The organism is Dictyobacter vulcani, from assembly GCF_008974265.1.
In the GTDB taxonomy this organism is placed as follows: Bacteria; Chloroflexota; Ktedonobacteria; order Ktedonobacterales; family Ktedonobacteraceae; genus Dictyobacter; species Dictyobacter vulcani.
The window spans coordinates 1,521,653-1,538,576 of the sequence record NZ_BKZW01000002.1; the positions used below are offsets into that span (position 1 = coordinate 1,521,653).

Below are 16,924 nucleotides of genomic sequence, written 5' to 3' on the forward strand. Positions count from 1 at the left end.
TGGAGAAGGGGTGATTGCTGCCCGTCTTCTCCAGGTCCGGACCTGACCAGACCCAGCCAGGGGTGCTTGCACCCATCGGGCTACGATACCGGACGTGTCAAAGAACCTACCAACGCGTGCTTGCCAGCGCGTTGCTCTAGAACTTCTCAGTTAACCAGTCAGACGGGGTTCGAGGCAGTGCTGAGAAGATGTGCAGGCCGGTATCATCGTCGAGGCACACCTTACCTGGGAAACCAGTGGGGTTTGACCGTTCCCACCAAAAACGGTCTCCCGCAAGGGACGACACACAAGGAACAGCAAACAGGAGGCGTGCTTCCTCCCCATGCCTGAAGGCAGGGGTACCCGCACGATTGAAGTGATGGAAGAGAACTAACCTGGAAGTATATACGCGATATACGTAAATATAGCAGGAAAATAGTGTGGCGTGTATTGGTGGGATAGCATGTGGTTCTCTGAAGAAAGGGATAATTTTATGCATATTGCTTCAGCAAAGTGGACGAACCTGAATCGCATACATACTATACAAACAGCTTCATGGCTTGTGTGGCCTGCTACCCACTCTGAAGAAGATCAACGCTATCTGACATACATGTGTTATGTATCCGTTTTTCCAACGCGTCTTTACCCTCTTCCGATGGGAGAAGAGAGAGTGATACAGCGTTTACCACAAATAGCTCCCTGGCGTAATGAATGGGGACGTCCAGGAGATATGGCCTTTATTGCGATTGATACCATCACAAAGAAACGCTTAGGGGCTATCTGGTGTCGTCTTTTCCCTGAGGCAAGTGACTTTGTGCCCGGTTTTTGTAGCAGTAATATTCCAAATTTAGGTATTGCTGTTGATACTTATGCTCGTCATCGGGGAATAGGTGGATCATTGCTCCGTTCGCTGAAACAGGCAGCCTATCAACAAGGCTATACTGCCCTTAGCCTGGGTGTGACAGCTAAAAATCCTGCCAGATTTCTGTATGAGCGCCATGGATTTAAGACCCAAAACGTACCAGCCTATCCTGATCCCATCACGATGTTAGTCGATTTAGGGGCAAAAGCAGACAAAAGTTATAAAAATTCTATTTGTTAAGTGTCCGGACAACATTTGGACAACATTTGGATAATCTTTGTTTTGTATGAGGAAGTAGAGCTAGAGAGAGGAAAAGCCTATTCATTCTATAAATGTTGTTGTAATACATCTATAAAGTACCTATTTATCGTAAGCGCATTGAATTTATGTGCTATAATCAGGGTGTTATGTTATGTAGTGGATGATAACAAGCATCCTATTATTAAGCTGTAAAGAATAAAATGACGTCTACGACAAATAGAGATTATAAGCCTTCTCTAGATGCGCTCACGCGTTTTCGTGAGGAGATCACGATTGCTCGCCGTAAGACGGGGCATTTGCAAAAGGAATTGGCAGATGCGTTGGGTATTGATGCCCAGGTACTGAGCCGCAAGCTCCATGGGGCAAAGCGGTCTTTGCTCACGCATGCCGAGGTAAAGCAAATTATTAAGGTACTGGCTGATTGGGATGGCATTACTACTCGTGCTGAGGCTGGCAAACTGCTCAAGTTGATGGGCTTAAAAGCAGAAAGTTTCTCTGAACTTGATTGGAAGTCTCCACCACTGGATAAGCTTGAGATAGCCTCACCTCATACGCAGTCACCCAGAATAGTTTCCCCCGGCCAATAGCTCACCGCTCTATGCCCTTTTTACCCAGTCCAGCAAACGCACTTATCGGCCGTGAATATCATGTACAGTTGTTATTGGATCGACTACGACACATGTCGGTGCGCCTCGTGACATTATTTGGCATGGGTGGAGTTGGCAAGACGCGTCTGGCATTGGAGGTTGCTCATACGATCCAGCATGAATTTGCTGATGGTGTCTTTTTTATTCCTCTGACATCACTGCGTGAGGCCGCCCTATACCCTCAACGATTGTGCAAACATTGCGCCTCATGGACCCAATCAAAGACAGTGATCCAGACAAGCAAAGCATTTTTTCACACGAAGATGTGCTTAAAACTTTCCTGCACAACAAAAAGCTCTTGTTTATATTTGATAATGTGGAGCAGATTCCAGAGATCGGCTCTTTTATCAGTGATCTGCTGCAGAGTGCCCGGGAAATCAAGATCATGGTGACAAGTCGAACGCTACTGCACCTGTATGGTGAATATGAATTTGATGTGCCACCATTAACTATTTGTGCTTCTGACCATGAAGCTCATCAAGACACCTTTGAACAGTTTGCTGCTATTCGCCTCTTTATTGAGCGGGCGGAGGCTGTCAATCCAGCCTTTCACATGACCAGGGAAAATGCCGTAACCATCTCGCGTATTTGTACGCGTCTGGATGGGCTTCCGCTGGCGATTGAACTGGCGGCGGCGCGTTCCAAGGTGTTACCCCTGACCAAAATTTTACAGTGGCTGACCAGCGGAATGGGTCAGAATTTCCTGAGTACCAGTGCACATAACACATTACAGAGCCACCAGACATTACAGGCAACACTGAACTGGAGCTATGAACTGCTAAGTCCACAGTATCAGGCTCTTTTTCGTCGTTATGGCGTATTTGTTGGTGGCTGGACCCTTGAGGCTGCCAGGCTATTGTCATGCCTGACGTTGAGGGAAGCCCCATTGCCAGCGTGATCGAGCAAATGGAGTTTCTCATCGGTCAGAGTCTGGTGAAACGCATGCGGTCAGACGAGATGGCCCCGAAAGATAATCTGGAGTCGCGCTTTCATCTGCTAGAAACGATTCGTGAATACGCGCTGGAGCAACTGGCAAGAGCTGGCGAGCAAGCGGATGTACAGAGACAGCATGCCAGCTATTATCTCTCGCTGGTCGAAAAAACCGAAGCCAGCTTATCTGGTGATGATTCAGCGGCTGCCGTCGCGTTATTTGTGCGCGAACAAGGAAATCTGCGTGCCGCGCTTGCCTGGGCGACTGATCATGGTGAGAACGATACCGCTTTACGGATCAGCTGTGCCCTGGGACGATTTTGGGAAGCCCGGATGCAGTTCCATGAAGCTTTTCGCTGGATTGACGCTGTATTCAAGCTACAAGCAGATACACCTTTATCCGCCCGTGCCAATCTCTTGATGGGAGCCGCCCGGCTGGCGCTGTGGGAGATCGGCTGTGAGCGTTCCCGCGAACTGGCACAGGAAGCCCTGACGCTCTATGCCGCCGAAGGTAACCAGGTTGGTAGAACCTGGGCGTTATTCCACATTGGTGATACCTGGCATATCCAGGGAGATTACGTACTATCCAGCACCTACCTGGAGCAATGTCTGCAACTTCTCCACGCACAGCAGGACTGGCGTAACTACGCCTTTACCCTGAGCAGACTTGGAGCGCTGGCGACTCTGCGCGGCCAGATGCAGAAGGCGCGTGCCTGGCTGAGCGAAGCAAGGGAACTTCTCTATGAATACGATGAGCCAGGCTTGCAGACTGTGACATTGGTTTACCTGGGGATCCTCACCTTTGTGCAGGGCGAACTGGTGCTGAGCAGCAACTATTTACGTGAAGGAATGCTCCTGGCCAGACAAACGGGCAACCACTATATGCTGGCCGCTGATTTACTTGTGCTGGGTTGTGCCCTGGGTCGAATGTACGGGCCATTTTACACGGCCCACATCTGTAGCGCAGCCGAAATGCTTTACGCGAGCCTGAAGGCCAGCGTGCCAACAGCATACCGCCCACTCTATGACACCAATCTTGGCAGCTTACAGGCAAAAGTTGACAGAGTAACCTGGGACATGTGGTGGGAGGAAGGTAAAGCCTTCTCTTTAGAAGAAATCTGTACGCTGGCCCTCTCTGCCGAGCGGAGCCAAAGAAGCCGAAGTACCGATGCCCTCCCTCGGGCGCTGATTGCTCGACGCGGACAGGTCGCAGCGACCAGCGCTGCCGGTACGGGGCACTGTAACATTATGGTGCTATCATTCGTGCCGTGTGCGTGACAGAACGAAGCTTCCTGTACTGTTTGTCGAAACGCTAATTGCGTAGAGAAAAAAGGAGGAGTTCCCATGTTGTGGTATTGTAAATTCAAGTGGCATGCACATACAACCCGTGACCAGGTGGCCAGGCGTGTAGTCCAGCAACACGATGCAGGTGCTAACCACCCGGAGCGTATTAAAGGCTGGTTCAATCTAGCCGGGGCGGGCAGGCTTCCTCCTGGTGGAGACAGATGATCCACATAAGTTAACAGCCTTCTTACAGCCGTATATGGATCTGATGGACTTCGATGTTCACTCTGTCTACCCAATCGATTATGATCAACAGATCAATGAACTGCGCCAGGTGGTGCAGGTGGCAGCGCCCGTCTGATCTTGATTGCCGTGCTGGCAAAATGGATCGGGCAATACTACTGTGGTCGCGATAAAAAGGGCCGCGACCACAGTAGTAGGGAGGAACCGTGATGGCAACGCAATTTCGTGATCGAACAGATGCAGGCGAACAACTGGCCGCCCGCCTGGCCGCGTATAGCAATCGTCCAGATGTGCTGGTGCTGGCATTACCGCGTGGTGGTGTAACGGTTGGCTTTGAGATCTCCCATCAACTGCATGCTCCCCTGGATGTGATGATCGTGCGTAAGCTTGGCGTCCCCGGACAAGAAGAACTGGCGCTGGGAGCGCTTGCCCCAGGCGGTATACGGGTTCTGAATGAAGATGTACTGCGTATGCGTGGCATCTCCAATGAAGTGATTGATGAGGTAGCTGCTCGCGAGCAACGTGAATTAGAGCGACGAGAGCGCCTCTACCGTGGCAATCGTCCAGCGTATGATGTACGTGGACGCACCGTGGTGCTGGTAGATGATGGTATCGCGACCGGAGCAACGATACGTGCCGCTATCGCCGTCCTGAAACAGCAGCAACCTGCCCACCTGATCATCGCCGTTCCTGTCGCGGTAAAGATTACCTGTGATGAGTTCGCAGCGCAGGGATATGAGGTCGTCTGTCCTCTGCAACTGGAGACCCTCTATGCGGTGGGTAACTGGTATGAATATTTCCCGCAAACCAGTGACGAAGAGGTACACGACTTGCTTGAAAAAGCCTGCCATGAGCAAGATGCGTGGTTAGCGCAACACAAAAAAGGCTGAGCATACTTTGCTATTTTTCAGCGAGCTTTTGGGATTTTCTCCGCCCTATAGTTTTTGGGATCATACAGCTATCCATATAGTGTGGCATTGATAGAGCATATTCAGCAATCATGGAGGAGGGAATGATGGGCAAGCTTCAACTTGAGAAAATTGTACAGATACCAGCGGATAGCATTGCGCTTGAAGGTGCGCTTGTGATTCCCGAACATGCCGAGGGTGTGGTGACTTTTGCTCATGGGAGTGGAAGTAGTCGTCTGAGTCCCAGAAACACTTTTGTTGCTCAGCAGTTAAACAAAATCGGCATTGGCACACTCCTGATGGACCTACTCACTGAAGAAGAAGACGCGCGCTATGAAACGCGTTTTGATATCGAGCTACTGGCTAATCGTTTGCTGCAAGTGACCTACTGGCTACAGAAGCAGCCAGACACCAGAAATCTGATACTCGGTTACTTTGGAGCGAGTACAGGCGCTGCCGCTGCTTTGCGGGCAGCCGCAGCGTTGCCGGAAGCATCCATCAAAGCTATCGTTTCGCGTGGTGGACGTCCCGATCTGGCTGGAGGTGCGCTGATGCATATTCAGTCTCCGACCTTGCTGATTGTTGGTGGCAATGATGATATCGTCCTGCAACTGAACCGTGCGGCCTTTGCCAGTCTTCCTGGTGAGAAAGAGCTGGCAATTGTTCCAGGCGCGACCCATTTGTTTGAAGAACCAGGTGCTTTAGAGGAAGTTGCACGATTAGCCAGCAACTGGTTCAAAAAATATCTCCATATACTTGCGGCTCCTGGAAATGTGAATAGCCAGTGAGCAGGATGTCGAGGAGCGTGGCTATACGCGAGGGTTGCTGGTGCGCTAAATTTTGGTCGTACGGGAACAGGTTGCAGCCGTCAAGGCTGCCGGTACGTGGCGGTGGTATCGGGCCAGGTGCCGTTTGCGAGGGCGATGTATTTCTCGAAGTAAGCGGCGATCTGGTCCAGGGCCAGATGACCCTGGGCGGCTGGCAATTGATCTGCGAAGGCGTGCCAGCCATGGAACATACCTGCCATGGTGACGCATCTGGCTCTGACACCCGCAGTCGTGGCGAGCTCTTTGAACTTGTAGGCATCGTCATGGAGGAGTTCAAGTTGTCCAACTTGCAGAAAGAGTGCGGGTAGGCCATGCAGGTCAGCATACATGGGTGAGGCTAGTGGCTGGGCTGCTTCTGCCTGATTGACATACTGGCTGGCGGCGTACTCGAGTAGATCCAGGGAGAGGACTGTATCAGTGGTGAGCTGGCTTTTGCGGCGTAAACCGGTGGTGGTGAGGTCAAGCCAGGGTGAAATACATGCGGCCATGGTTGGTAATGGGATTTTTTGATCACGAGCCAGCAGTAATACTGCCAGTGCGATACCGCCGCCGGCTGCTGATCCCATGATGGCCAGGTTTTTATTGGCGTAGCCCTGTTCCTGTAGCCATTGATAGGCCGTAAGCCCATCCTCAATGGGGGCTGGAAAAGGATGTTCCGGTGCCAGTCGATAGTCTATTTGTAGTATTCTGGTGCGGGTCATGGCGGCCAGCGCTGAGACAAGTACGCGATCAGTGTGCAGTGAGCCATTAATATAGGTGCCACTATGGAAATAGAGGATGGCCTGTTGTGTTCTGGCTGCTACAGGAATAATCCATTCGGCCGCTAGATCCTGAATGGAAAAGGTTTTAATAGTTACCTCAGACTGCATGGTATACAGTGTCGGAATGGTCTCAAAAGCGGCACGATATTGTTCGATAGAAAGTGTGTCCAGTGGCTGTTCATGTATGTCCCGGAGTAGGGACGCGATCTTTTGTTGAATCTGTGAGGCATTGTTAGTATTAGCGCTGGTTTGATCTTCCATGTTTAACCGTTTCCTTTATTTCCTGACGATACCCTCACGCCAGGCCAGGACAGCGGCCTGTGTACGGTCGGTCAGGTGAAGCTTACTTAGAATATTGTTGACGTGGCTTTTTACAGTGCCTTCGCTGATAACCAGGTGATTGGCGATCATAGCATTACTGTATCCATTGGCAATCAGGCGTAGCACTTCCAACTCGCGCTCACTGAGTTCGCGAAAAGGATTAAGTGCATCCCGCCGTTTCCCCTGTAACTCCTGGATTACACGGGAAGCGACACGCGGATGGAGAATAGCTTCCCCGCGTGCGGCTTTATAAATGGCGTTGACAATCTCCTCCCCTGCGGATTCTTTGAGCAAATATGACAGCGCTCCCGCCCTGATGGCGGGAAAAATATATTCATCCTGAGCATAAGAGGTCAGAACGACAATGTATGTTTGAGGATGGATCTTTTTCACACGTTGCGTGGTTTCAACACCATCTAAGCCCGGCATAGCCAGATCCAGCAGGAGCACATCTGGCTTCAGTGTCGTGACCAATTGCAGCGCTTCTGCACCTGAACCCGCCTCGCCAACGACTTGAATGTCTGTCCGGGTAGCTAAAAAAGCCTGGATCCCCTGGCGGACTACTATATGGTCATCAACAATGCAGACCCGAATCAGTGCTGTCATTTCTTCTCCACTTCTACTGGCACTGGAATACGTGCCTGGATGGATGTTCCCTTTGTTGAGCTCTCAAGTGTAAATAAGCCATCAATAGCTGCAATGCGCTCACGCATGTTGTGTAGTCCTAGACTGTGTTTTTGCTTACGAGTAATTGAAGGATTAAAACCATGTCCATCATCGGTGATACTGAAAGTGATTGTATGTGACTCATCTAGCAATAGTTTCAAGTATACATTATGGGCGTGACTATGGCGGGCGATATTTGACAGAGCCTCCTGGGTGACGCGAAAGATGGTCTGTTCAATGCCGGCGGGAAGAGAAATGACTGGTTCTATATGCACAGATAGCGCGATAGCCGTACGCTGTGACCAATCGTGGCAGAGTTCTTCAAGCGCCGGCCCGAGTGTTTTATCCATCAAGGCTGGTGGGCGAAGCTCTTCTATGAGCGTGGCCAGTTCTTGTTGCGCTAGCAGGGCAAGCTTTTCGGCTTCGACAAGATGGCGATATGAGGCGTCGGCGTCTTGCTGAAAAAGGACACGGACGGCCGATAACTGCATCTGGACGGCAAACAGATGTTGCTTGACCGCATCATGTAAATCTTGTTTTAAGCGTGCCCGTTCCTCCAGGATCGCCAGTTTGCGTCGGGCTAACAACAAGAGTTGTAGTTGTTCTGCCATATGATTCAGGTCGGCACTTAATTGTCCCAGTTCATCGTGAATATGATCATGAATAGTGTCTTGAAATTCTCCTCGACTCCATGCTTTTGTGGCCTGAGCAATCCGGCGCAGGCGGCCTGTAAGATGCCGGGCGATAAGCATGCCAGCGCCCGTCCCTAGAGAGCTGGCTAAGAAAATAAAGTAAAAGCCGTTCGGCTGCCAGTAACTCCATAAGATCGGGAATAGCCGTTCTGGTCGGATTGTGTTTGAATTCTGGATATCTTGCAGCACGGGAGCCAACGTGATCGTGCATTCAATCGTCAGGGCGGCAATAAATGTGACCAGCAGATACGACATGCTGAGCCGCCAGAAGAGACCACCAAAATGCCAATGCCATCTGCGCATAGCGTAAGATCCTCATATAACTATAGTTGTATTATTTTACGACGCTAATATCCTATTATAGCGATTGGTGCACATATGATACTGGCAGTATATGACACTATTTACGCTCTATGCATCAGGAACTCATTACCGCTATTGAGATTTGTGAGCGTGTTATTCATAGCGCAGCAATTCAGCGATGTGTAAGCGCGCGGCATTTTTTAGCGGGATAATACTGGCCAGGGTGGCGATAGTTAGTAGAGACAGCAGTAGTAGTAGAAAAGCCAGAGGATCGACGATAAAGTCTACTGGCATCACAAACTGGCTAAACAGGCGTAAAAAGGCGTAGGCCAGGGGCAGTCCCAGCAGCGTTGCAGGCAGCCAGGCGATGAGTCCAAGTGAGAGGCCCTGTACCCAGAAAACCTGAGCTACGCGCCATGAGCTAGCCCCCAGGGTCCGTAACATACCTATTTCTCGCCGCCGTTCTAGTACTGCGGCGGTTAATTCATTGGCCAGACCGATCATGGCTGCACCGCCAACAATGGTCGCGACTCCATAGAGCAAAATGTAGGAGATAAACCAGCTACGCTGATGACGCATAATTTCATCCTGCACCAGATAAACGTTGACTATTCCGCCGCCACGCTCTACTGAGCCACGCGTGGTCGCATCCATAGCTAGATTCCCTAGCTGCTGCGTGAGCGCCTGGATTGTGGTAGCTGAATGATCGGTTGCCTGGAGCAGGACACGAAAGGCTGCATCATTGACGGATTGTGCGGGGGCACCCTGAAATTGATAGAGTGTATTGACAGGAACCACTGCGGCTCCCATTTGCCCCAGACCATTGACGTTCTCGTTGATGATACCAATAATGCGCCAGTTTATGGCTTGATTGCTGGGATTAGTCACGCTGAGATTATCGCCGACAGCCAGGCCGGTGAGCGCTGAAAAATGCCGGCTAATGAGCACAACCTCGCGATCCTCAGGCCGTAACCAGCGTCCGCTGACGAGTTGATAGTGGTAGATTCTGGTCTGTGGCTCAATTCCCCAGAGTGCCAGATGTCCCCAGCGGGTGGTAACGCCTCCCTGTCCATAGCGCTCAAGGACGCGAATATGCTGGACCCTGGCCAGATCGTGTTTGAGGCTGCTGAACGTCATCTGGGGCCCTAGATCTACTTCAATATCGGCATGAAAGTTCGTAAAGACCGAGCCTACTGTATAGTTAATCGAAGTGGTCAAGATTTGCACCATTAAAAAGCTGGTTCCGGCGATGCTGAGCATAAAAATAGTGAGCATAGCACGCCAGCGTTTGCGGAAGAGGCTGCGTAATCCCATCCACACGGTTTGCGAAATCCAGGTGAGCCGCCAGTCAAAACGCGTTAGTAATGTATTGTCTCGTTCTGTACTAACCCCATATGTAGAAAGCGCCTCACGGATAGTGATGCGGGTACCATTCCACAATGGAAGTATTGCTGCCAGGATGGGCACGCCAAAGCCGACAAGCAGACCCAGCAGAATGAGATTGATGGGCAGGATAAATGGCCCTAACGCCAACGGAATCGCAGGTGCCAGTATGGAGGCCAGAGCATAGCCACCGGTAATCCCCAATATCAGTCCAGGGATGGTGGCTAGCGAGCTACAGATAATGATAAAAAGCAGGTAACTGCGCATAATCTGCCATTGGGTGCCACCCAGTGTTTTCATGGTAGCAATGATCGCTGTTTGTTCGGTAATCAAGGTGGTGACTGTATTGAAAATGAGGATGGCACTGACAAGTACCGCCAGGATGACCAGTGCGATGAGCAGCGTAAAAATGCCATTAATTTGTGACAACGGCACAATAGCAGGACCCGGGAAGGCCGTCACCAGCACACTTATATGTTGGCTGTGTAGGATCGTCTGGAGATCTCTAGCCGTCATATCAACCTGGCTGATATGCTCCACTTTATAATGAAGCATATATTGGCGGGCGGGACGATTGGGTTGATTGCTATTGGTCAGTACATCTAATTGACGTATGCCGTCTGCACTCATATATGCCTGGGCCTTACCGGAGGTAGCAGGATCGACGCCAGCGGTGCGGGCCATGCCTACCACGCGTAACTGCACCTGTCCATGGGTTGTATCGATACGAACCATGTCGCCAATGGCCGTAGGTGCCAGGGCGGTATCGCCATATTCCAGCACAATCTCGCCTGCCTGAGGATAACGACCACTGATTAGTTCAAATGGAGCCAGCGCGGGTGTGTGCAAATCGGGATAACTGATAATTTTGAGCGCGGTATAGCCTGGTGCTTGATGGATGCTCCAGAGGGTTGAGACTCGCGTCTCGAATTGAACCGCTTTGACATTGGGCACAGCTTTCAGCGCAGGTAGCAGGCCAGCATCTAATCTGTCGACAACCATGGTAATATCCGGTTGGGTCGCCTGGCTCTCAATGGTATAGGCGAAAGCTGAAAAAAGGATGTCTTTGGTAAAAGTAATGCTGATCAGGCCAAACACCCCTACGAGAATACCGCTAATCAGCAGCAATGTGCGGGCTTTTCTTCTGTACATATCCGCCAGAATCTTTCTTGTGCTTGCGCTCATGAATGTACCTCCTCCTGGCGGGAAGTGATCGTGGCCTTTGTTCCATGTGTATTGACAATCTGACCATCCAGTAGATCAATACGCGCCTGTGCGAGTGACGCAAGTTGTGGATCGTGCGTCACATAGATGACCGTTTTTCCCTGGGTGGTAAGGTTTGCCAATGTAGTAAAGATCGCGTGTGCTGTGCGAGAATCAAGATTACCGGTTGGTTCATCGGTAATCAGCACTGGTGGATCATTGGCTAAGGCCCGGGCGATGGCGACCCGTTGTTGCTGGCCACCAGAGAGTTCAGCAGGTAAGCGCTGAGCGAAAGAGCCTGCATCTACGATGCTCAGACATATCTGAGCCCGCTCGCGCCAGGCCTGGCGCGGAAGGTTACCGCCTCCACCTAATTCCAGGGCCAGTAACACATTTTCAATGGCCGTAAGGGTAGGGATGAGTTGAAAAAACTGAAAGATGATGCCGACATTACGCCCACGCCAGCGCGCCAGCGCATTTTCGCTTTGAGCCTTCAACTCCTGACCAGCAAAAATGACGCTCCCCTCCGTTGGCCGGTCGATGCCAGTCAGCATATTCAACAGCGTCGATTTGCCACTACCCGATGGACCATTAATCGTAAAGAGACTTTGCGTGGGCACGGTAAAGGTGATGTCATTAAGGAGCGTGGTCTTTTGAGCACGCGCCGTAATGACACGTGTAAGGTGCTCGACCTGGAGGAATGGAGATCCAGGTAACTGATAATCAGCATCTTTATCAAGATTGAGCATGGAGATTGATCCTTTCTCAGGGAGCATATTTTGACCTGAATGGTCATATTGCGATCCTTGAGAAAGTATAGGGGAATATAAACTTAAAGCTTTCTATCGGAAGTTAGATCGTGCCTCTATTTGAAGTTAGAAAGTATGTGGCGGATACGGCTGTTTGTATGCCTACCGGTAATTATACCGGGTGGTTACTCTTTTTTTGCATATAAAAACCCGGTAGACATAACCAGTATATTTACAGGATAATTATCTCTTATTTCTCTTGTATACTCCCATAGCATAAAAAACATGCTACGTGGTTTCCACGATCCACACACTTTTTGTTGATTTTTGTTTCTATCAGGAAAGGAAACGTCCATGTCTCGCATTTTCTCAAAAGTATCTGCTTCGTTTCTCATGCTCTTGTTAGCGCTTGTTATCGGCACACCGATGGCGCAAGCACACACTGCTGTGACTGCATCACAACCATCCTGTCGACAACTCGTTGTCTACTTGCATGGTAAAAATCCCGTAACCACAAAATGTCTGTCAACCACGGCAACAAACTCTTCCCATACTGTCTCGCCACACACATCAAAAGTTGATTGTGGGAGTCGTGATGCGATGGTTATCTGGTCAGATGCCAATTTACAAGGATGGAGTATCTGTTTTGTCGGGACTGGTTTTGTCAATATGACCTCTTTCTCAGTCAATCCTTTCTGGAATTGGAATGATCAGGCTAGCAGTTATGGAACTGGATGTTTAGATGGAATCTTTTATACCAATACCAATGGTTGGGGACAAAGCCAACCGTTTACAATGAAAACGACTGGAAACTTTGATGGCTATGCCGGTCACTTGCCCAATGATGCGCTTTCTTCGATCTACATCACCTCGGATCATTCGCCCAACTGCTAACCAACCTGCATATATGAGAGGCGAGAGGCGCAATGCAAATTGCGTCTCTCGCCTTTGACGTATGTTTGATGGATTGTACTTATTCTGTCCAGTGCCAATCGCTAACCTCGGGCATGTCTTCAAGATTGGTGCGGATATAGCTTTTGTGTCTGGCGAGCATATCGTTGCACTCTGCAATGAGCGGAGGCGTTAAGCCGTGGACGCGGGTTGCACGGCGCATGGCTTCAATACAGAGTTGATAGCGGCTCATGCCATTGAGTACGACCATGTCGAATGGTGTGGTGGTTGTGCCTTCTTCGTTGAAGCCACGTACATGGAAACGCGCAGGATTGGTGCGTCCATGGACGATTTCGTGGATCGCACGTGGATAGCCATGGAAGGCAAATACCACTGGCTTATCCGCTGTGAAATGGTCAACAAATGTCGTCTCATCCAGTCCATGTGGGTGTAAGAAAGATGGATAGAGCGTCATCAGGTCGACGACATTTACCACCCGGACCTTCAGTTCAGGGATATGATGGCGCAACCACCAGGCCGCTGCAATGGTTTCCAGCGTCGGAATATCGCCTGCACAGGCCATGACCACATCGGGTTCAACGTGTTCATCATTACTGGCCCAGTTCCAGGTCGATAAGCCACGGGTGCAGTGATCGATGGCATCCTGCTGGTTCAACCATTGGAGTTGCGGCTGTTTATCAATGACGATCAGGTTTACATAGTCGTGACTACGCAAGCAGTGGTCAGCGACCGAGAGTAAGCAGTTGGCATCTGGCGGTAAATAGATACGCGCAACACTGCCCTTTTTGGTGAGCATAGTATCAATCAAGCCAGGACCCTGGTGGCTAAAGCCATTGTGATCATTGCGCCAGCAGGTCGAGGTCAACAGGATATTCAGTGAGGAAACGGGTTGTCGCCACGGAAGCTTGATGCTCTCCTCAAGCCATTTGGCATGCTGGATGGTCATAGAGGCCGAGACCATGGCGAAGGCTTCATAGGTAGCAAACAGGCCATGGCGGCCAGTCAGTAGATAGCCCTCAAGCCAGCCCTGACATAGATGTTCGCTCAATACCTCCATGACGCGACCATCAGCAGAGACATGATCATCAGATGGACTGATCGCTTCGACGGAACAGCGATTTTCAACCTCAAAGATATTGCCGAGGCGATTGGAATTGGTTTCATCAGGACAGAAGAAACGGAAATTCTGCTGTTCGGCATTGCGAACAAAGATGTCTCGCAACATTTTGCCGAGTTGACGCGTCGATTCGTGCAATTCCGTGGCCGGTTTTGTAACCTCTATCCCATAATCAGTAAATGCAGGCAGGTCCAGATCGACCAGCAGTTTGCCACCATTCGCATTGGGATTGGCACCCATACGCCGATCACCCACCGGGACCAGTTGCGCGAGTTCCGGTACCAGGTGGCCCTGCTCATCAAACAACTCTTCAGGATGATAGCTACGCAGCCAGTTCTCAAAGATATGCATATGCTCCGCATTGGTGCGCACTTCCGCGACCGGGACCTGGTGAGCGCGGAACGTCCCCTCGATCGCCATTCCATCTACCTCTTTAGGACCTGTCCACCCCTTGGGTGTACGCAGCACAATTACCGGCCAGGCTGGTCGTTGTGTGGAACCATGTTGACGAGCATCTTCCTGGTAGGAACGGATTTTTGCGTAGCAGACATCCAGGGTCGCCGCAAAGTCCTGATGGACCTGCATGGGCTCATCGCCCTCCACAAAATGGACATCATAGCCATGGCCTGAGAGTAGTTGATGGATATGTTCGTTACTGGCGCGCCCGAGCACCGTTGGTCCGGAAATCTTATAGCCATTCAAGTGTAAGATGGGGAGTACCGCACCATCGCGGCGTGGATTCAGAAACTGTAGACTTTTCCAGGCACCCTCAAGTGGAGCCGTCTCCGCCTCACCATCCCCAACCACCGCCGCTACAATCAGGTCAGGATTATCAAAGGCGGCTCCAAAGGCATGAGAAAGAACATAGCCTAACTCACCACCTTCATGGATTGATCCTGGAGTCGGGACGCTGACATGGCTGGGTACACCACCCGGCGTCGAGAATTGACGGAACAGATGCTGCATCCCCTCGGTGTCCTGCGATATCTTTGGATAGATCTCTGAATACGTGCCCTCCAGATATACATTCGCCAGCAGGGCAGGACCGCCGTGACCAGGGCCGGCGAGATAGATAATATTCGCATCGTGATCCTGGATCAGACGATTTAAATGAACATAAATCAGGCTCAGGCCCGGCGAGGTCCCCCAGTGTCCCAGCAGACGGGGCTTGATATGGTCCGGGCGTAAAGGCTCGCGCAGGAGTGGATTAGCCTGTAAATAAATCTGGCCGATGGTCAAGTAATTCGCTGCATTCCAATATTTGTGCATCAACTCAAGACGTCCCTGATCGACGTGAGACATTTATACCTCCATATATTGCAGTCATCTTTTTATCCATGTCCTGAGCATAGGCGTCCTGGATCACAATCCGACTACATCGAGATGTAGTTATGTCACATATCAATCACAGCAGTAGTTGGTCAGGAAAGAAGATTGGATAGCTCAGGCGTGATTGATATGTGATAGTAGAGGATGTTTTGTGTGCATTTTGTGATACTGCTCCTTTATACTCGCAGTAGAAAATGGATTACACTGAATATACCCAGGTTTCCTGCGGCATAGAAAGGAATCATTGTTATGATATTCGATGCTGACCATGCCTACGAAATACTTTCCCCCCATTTTCAAAAGCGTGTTCATTGTCATGAATCGCTTGCGCAGCACAGTTCGTTTGGTGTCGGGGTGAAGCCGATCTCTGGATTACTATTGAGAGCCAGAAAGAACTGGCAGACCTGATCAGCGTATGCTCGCAAGAACGCTGGCCCTTGCTGGTGGTTGGCGCAGGCACAAATATTTTGTATGCTGACGCAGGGGTGCGGGGAATTGTGGCTCGCGTGAATCTGCATGATTATAGTATGGAAACCCAGGCCGATGGGACCGCGATAGTGACTGCTGAAGCCGGTATCCGTTGGAGTGAACTTATCCAGCGACTGGTGCCGCTTGGCTGGGGTGGATTAGAGTTCGGGATTGGCATTCCTGGAACTCTTGGCGCCGGAGTCGTCAGCAATGCCGGGGCGCATAACCAGGATCTGGGGCAGGCCCTGATCTGGATTGATGTCCTGGATGCACGCGGATGCAATGTCGCTGAAGAAGGCGAATATGCGCAGCCGTTGGTGCGGCGTTATTATCACGAGGATTTAGCGCTCGGCTACCGTCACAGCCGTTTCCGTGAGCAGCCGATAACGCAGATTGATCAAGACGGACAGGTCATATTGACTTCCCATGGTCTGATTACGCCGGCCGAACTGATTATGACCGTGGCGTTACGCGTGCATCGACAGGATCCCGCAGAACTGTCCGCATTGCGCGATCAGCACGTGGAATATCGTAAGCAAATTGAGCCCTCCTACCGCCATCTAGGCTCCATTTTTAAAAACCCTCCCGGTACAACCGCGCACGACCTGATCAAAAAGGCAGGTCTGGCAGGAAAGACACAGGGCAAGGCGCAGATCTCGGAACAGAATGCGAATTATATCCTGAATTTAGGCGGCGCAAGTGCGCAGGATATTGTCGATCTGATCGTGGAAGCACACCAACGGGTGCTCGCTCAATCTGGAGTTGCTCTGGTATTAAATATAGAACTGCTTGGGGAATGGGACTCTCTCATTGGAACTGCTCCTGGCGCAATTGTAGCGCGTCAATAAGCATATACATGAATAGGTCTGGCATGGTTTAAAAAAGCCAGTTCCCCAGAGCGTTTTTGGCTGCTCTGGGGAACTGGCTTCATGGTCGTGGAGAGAGGTGCGCAGCCTTCATGGCTAATACGTTTCACGTAAGCCTTTTTCTGGACGAGATTGACGAAAGCATCTAAGCCGATCAGAGGCCCAGTGACTTCAAAGGATCAAGAAAAGCGAACAGGTAGGTTCGACCCTTTG

General features: G+C 50.7%; 16 protein-coding genes and 1 pseudogene. 11 read left to right on the forward strand and 6 right to left on the reverse strand.

Annotated features, from left to right (window positions below; genetic code table 11):
* Positions 1–649 precede the first annotated feature (649 nt).
* The 9 genes and pseudogenes from KDW_RS23945 (at position 650) to KDW_RS23980 (ending at position 5,902) form a co-directional block, all read left to right on the forward strand.
* Complete coding sequence (locus KDW_RS23945) at positions 650–1,081, forward strand: GNAT family N-acetyltransferase (protein ID WP_162005563.1); 432 nt, start codon at positions 650–652, stop codon at positions 1,079–1,081.
* A 221-nt stretch (positions 1,082–1,302) separates the two neighbouring features.
* Positions 1,303–1,689: a hypothetical protein gene (locus KDW_RS23950; protein ID WP_151758434.1), complete on the forward strand. Its 387-nt coding sequence runs from the start codon at positions 1,303–1,305 to the stop codon at positions 1,687–1,689.
* Between the two features lie 11 nt (positions 1,690–1,700).
* Positions 1,701–1,883 (forward strand): annotated as a pseudogene (locus KDW_RS36125) (NB-ARC domain-containing protein); the annotation flags it as partial.
* A 74-nt stretch (positions 1,884–1,957) separates the two neighbouring features.
* Positions 1,958–2,647, forward strand: a complete 690-nt coding sequence (locus tag KDW_RS23960; RefSeq protein ID WP_233097866.1) for an ATP-binding protein — start codon at positions 1,958–1,960, stop codon at positions 2,645–2,647.
* Positions 2,611–3,957: a hypothetical protein gene (locus KDW_RS23965; RefSeq protein ID WP_151758437.1), complete on the forward strand. Its 1,347-nt coding sequence runs from the start codon at positions 2,611–2,613 to the stop codon at positions 3,955–3,957. The genes KDW_RS23960 and KDW_RS23965 overlap by 37 nt, the downstream gene beginning before the upstream one ends.
* Positions 3,958–4,023: 66 nt before the next feature.
* A complete protein-coding gene (locus KDW_RS33150; protein ID WP_198925486.1) occupies positions 4,024–4,188 on the forward strand; it encodes a hypothetical protein in 165 nt (54 codons plus the stop codon).
* Positions 4,175–4,324 carry a DUF3303 family protein gene (locus tag KDW_RS33155; RefSeq protein WP_198925488.1) on the forward strand — a complete coding sequence of 50 codons (150 nt, stop codon included), beginning with the start codon at positions 4,175–4,177 and terminating at the stop codon, positions 4,322–4,324. Before KDW_RS33150 ends, KDW_RS33155 begins: the two co-directional genes overlap by 14 nt.
* Positions 4,325–4,415: 91 nt before the next feature.
* Positions 4,416–5,096 (forward strand): phosphoribosyltransferase, encoded by a 681-nt coding sequence (locus KDW_RS23975; protein WP_151758438.1) that lies wholly within the window; start codon positions 4,416–4,418, stop codon positions 5,094–5,096.
* A gap of 125 nt (positions 5,097–5,221) precedes the next feature.
* Complete coding sequence (locus KDW_RS23980) at positions 5,222–5,902, forward strand: dienelactone hydrolase family protein (protein ID WP_443092590.1); 681 nt, start codon at positions 5,222–5,224, stop codon at positions 5,900–5,902.
* An 80-nt stretch (positions 5,903–5,982) separates the two neighbouring features.
* Here KDW_RS23980 and KDW_RS23985 read toward each other — a convergent pair whose 3' ends face one another.
* The 5 genes from KDW_RS23985 to KDW_RS24005 all read right to left on the reverse strand — a co-directional run bounded on the left by KDW_RS23985 (position 5,983) and on the right by KDW_RS24005 (position 12,019).
* On the reverse strand, positions 5,983–6,963 hold the full coding sequence (locus KDW_RS23985) for an alpha/beta hydrolase (protein WP_151758440.1): 981 nt from the start codon (positions 6,961–6,963) through the stop codon (positions 5,983–5,985).
* A 15-nt stretch (positions 6,964–6,978) separates the two neighbouring features.
* On the reverse strand, positions 6,979–7,629 hold the full coding sequence (locus tag KDW_RS23990; protein WP_151758441.1) for a response regulator: 651 nt from the start codon (positions 7,627–7,629) through the stop codon (positions 6,979–6,981).
* Positions 7,626–8,684 carry a HAMP domain-containing sensor histidine kinase gene (locus KDW_RS23995; protein WP_151758442.1) on the reverse strand — a complete coding sequence of 353 codons (1,059 nt, stop codon included), beginning with the start codon at positions 8,682–8,684 and terminating at the stop codon, positions 7,626–7,628. The genes KDW_RS23990 and KDW_RS23995 overlap by 4 nt, the downstream gene beginning before the upstream one ends.
* A gap of 153 nt (positions 8,685–8,837) precedes the next feature.
* Complete coding sequence (locus KDW_RS24000) at positions 8,838–11,252, reverse strand: FtsX-like permease family protein (protein ID WP_151758443.1); 2,415 nt, start codon at positions 11,250–11,252, stop codon at positions 8,838–8,840.
* Complete coding sequence (locus tag KDW_RS24005; RefSeq protein ID WP_151758444.1) at positions 11,249–12,019, reverse strand: ABC transporter ATP-binding protein; 771 nt, start codon at positions 12,017–12,019, stop codon at positions 11,249–11,251. The genes KDW_RS24000 and KDW_RS24005 overlap by 4 nt, the downstream gene beginning before the upstream one ends.
* 354 nt (positions 12,020–12,373) lie before the next feature.
* On the opposite strand from KDW_RS24005, the gene KDW_RS24010 reads away from it, so the two are divergent.
* Positions 12,374–12,913: a hypothetical protein gene (locus tag KDW_RS24010; protein WP_151758445.1), complete on the forward strand. Its 540-nt coding sequence runs from the start codon at positions 12,374–12,376 to the stop codon at positions 12,911–12,913.
* Positions 12,914–12,992: 79 nt separating this feature from the next.
* Here KDW_RS24010 and KDW_RS24015 read toward each other — a convergent pair whose 3' ends face one another.
* Complete coding sequence (locus KDW_RS24015; protein ID WP_151758446.1) at positions 12,993–15,350, reverse strand: phosphoketolase family protein; 2,358 nt, start codon at positions 15,348–15,350, stop codon at positions 12,993–12,995.
* Between the two features lie 347 nt (positions 15,351–15,697).
* On the opposite strand from KDW_RS24015, the gene murB reads away from it, so the two are divergent.
* Positions 15,698–16,693 (forward strand): UDP-N-acetylmuramate dehydrogenase, encoded by a 996-nt coding sequence (gene murB / locus KDW_RS24020; protein ID WP_151758447.1) that lies wholly within the window; start codon positions 15,698–15,700, stop codon positions 16,691–16,693.
* Positions 16,694–16,924 lie beyond the last annotated feature (231 nt).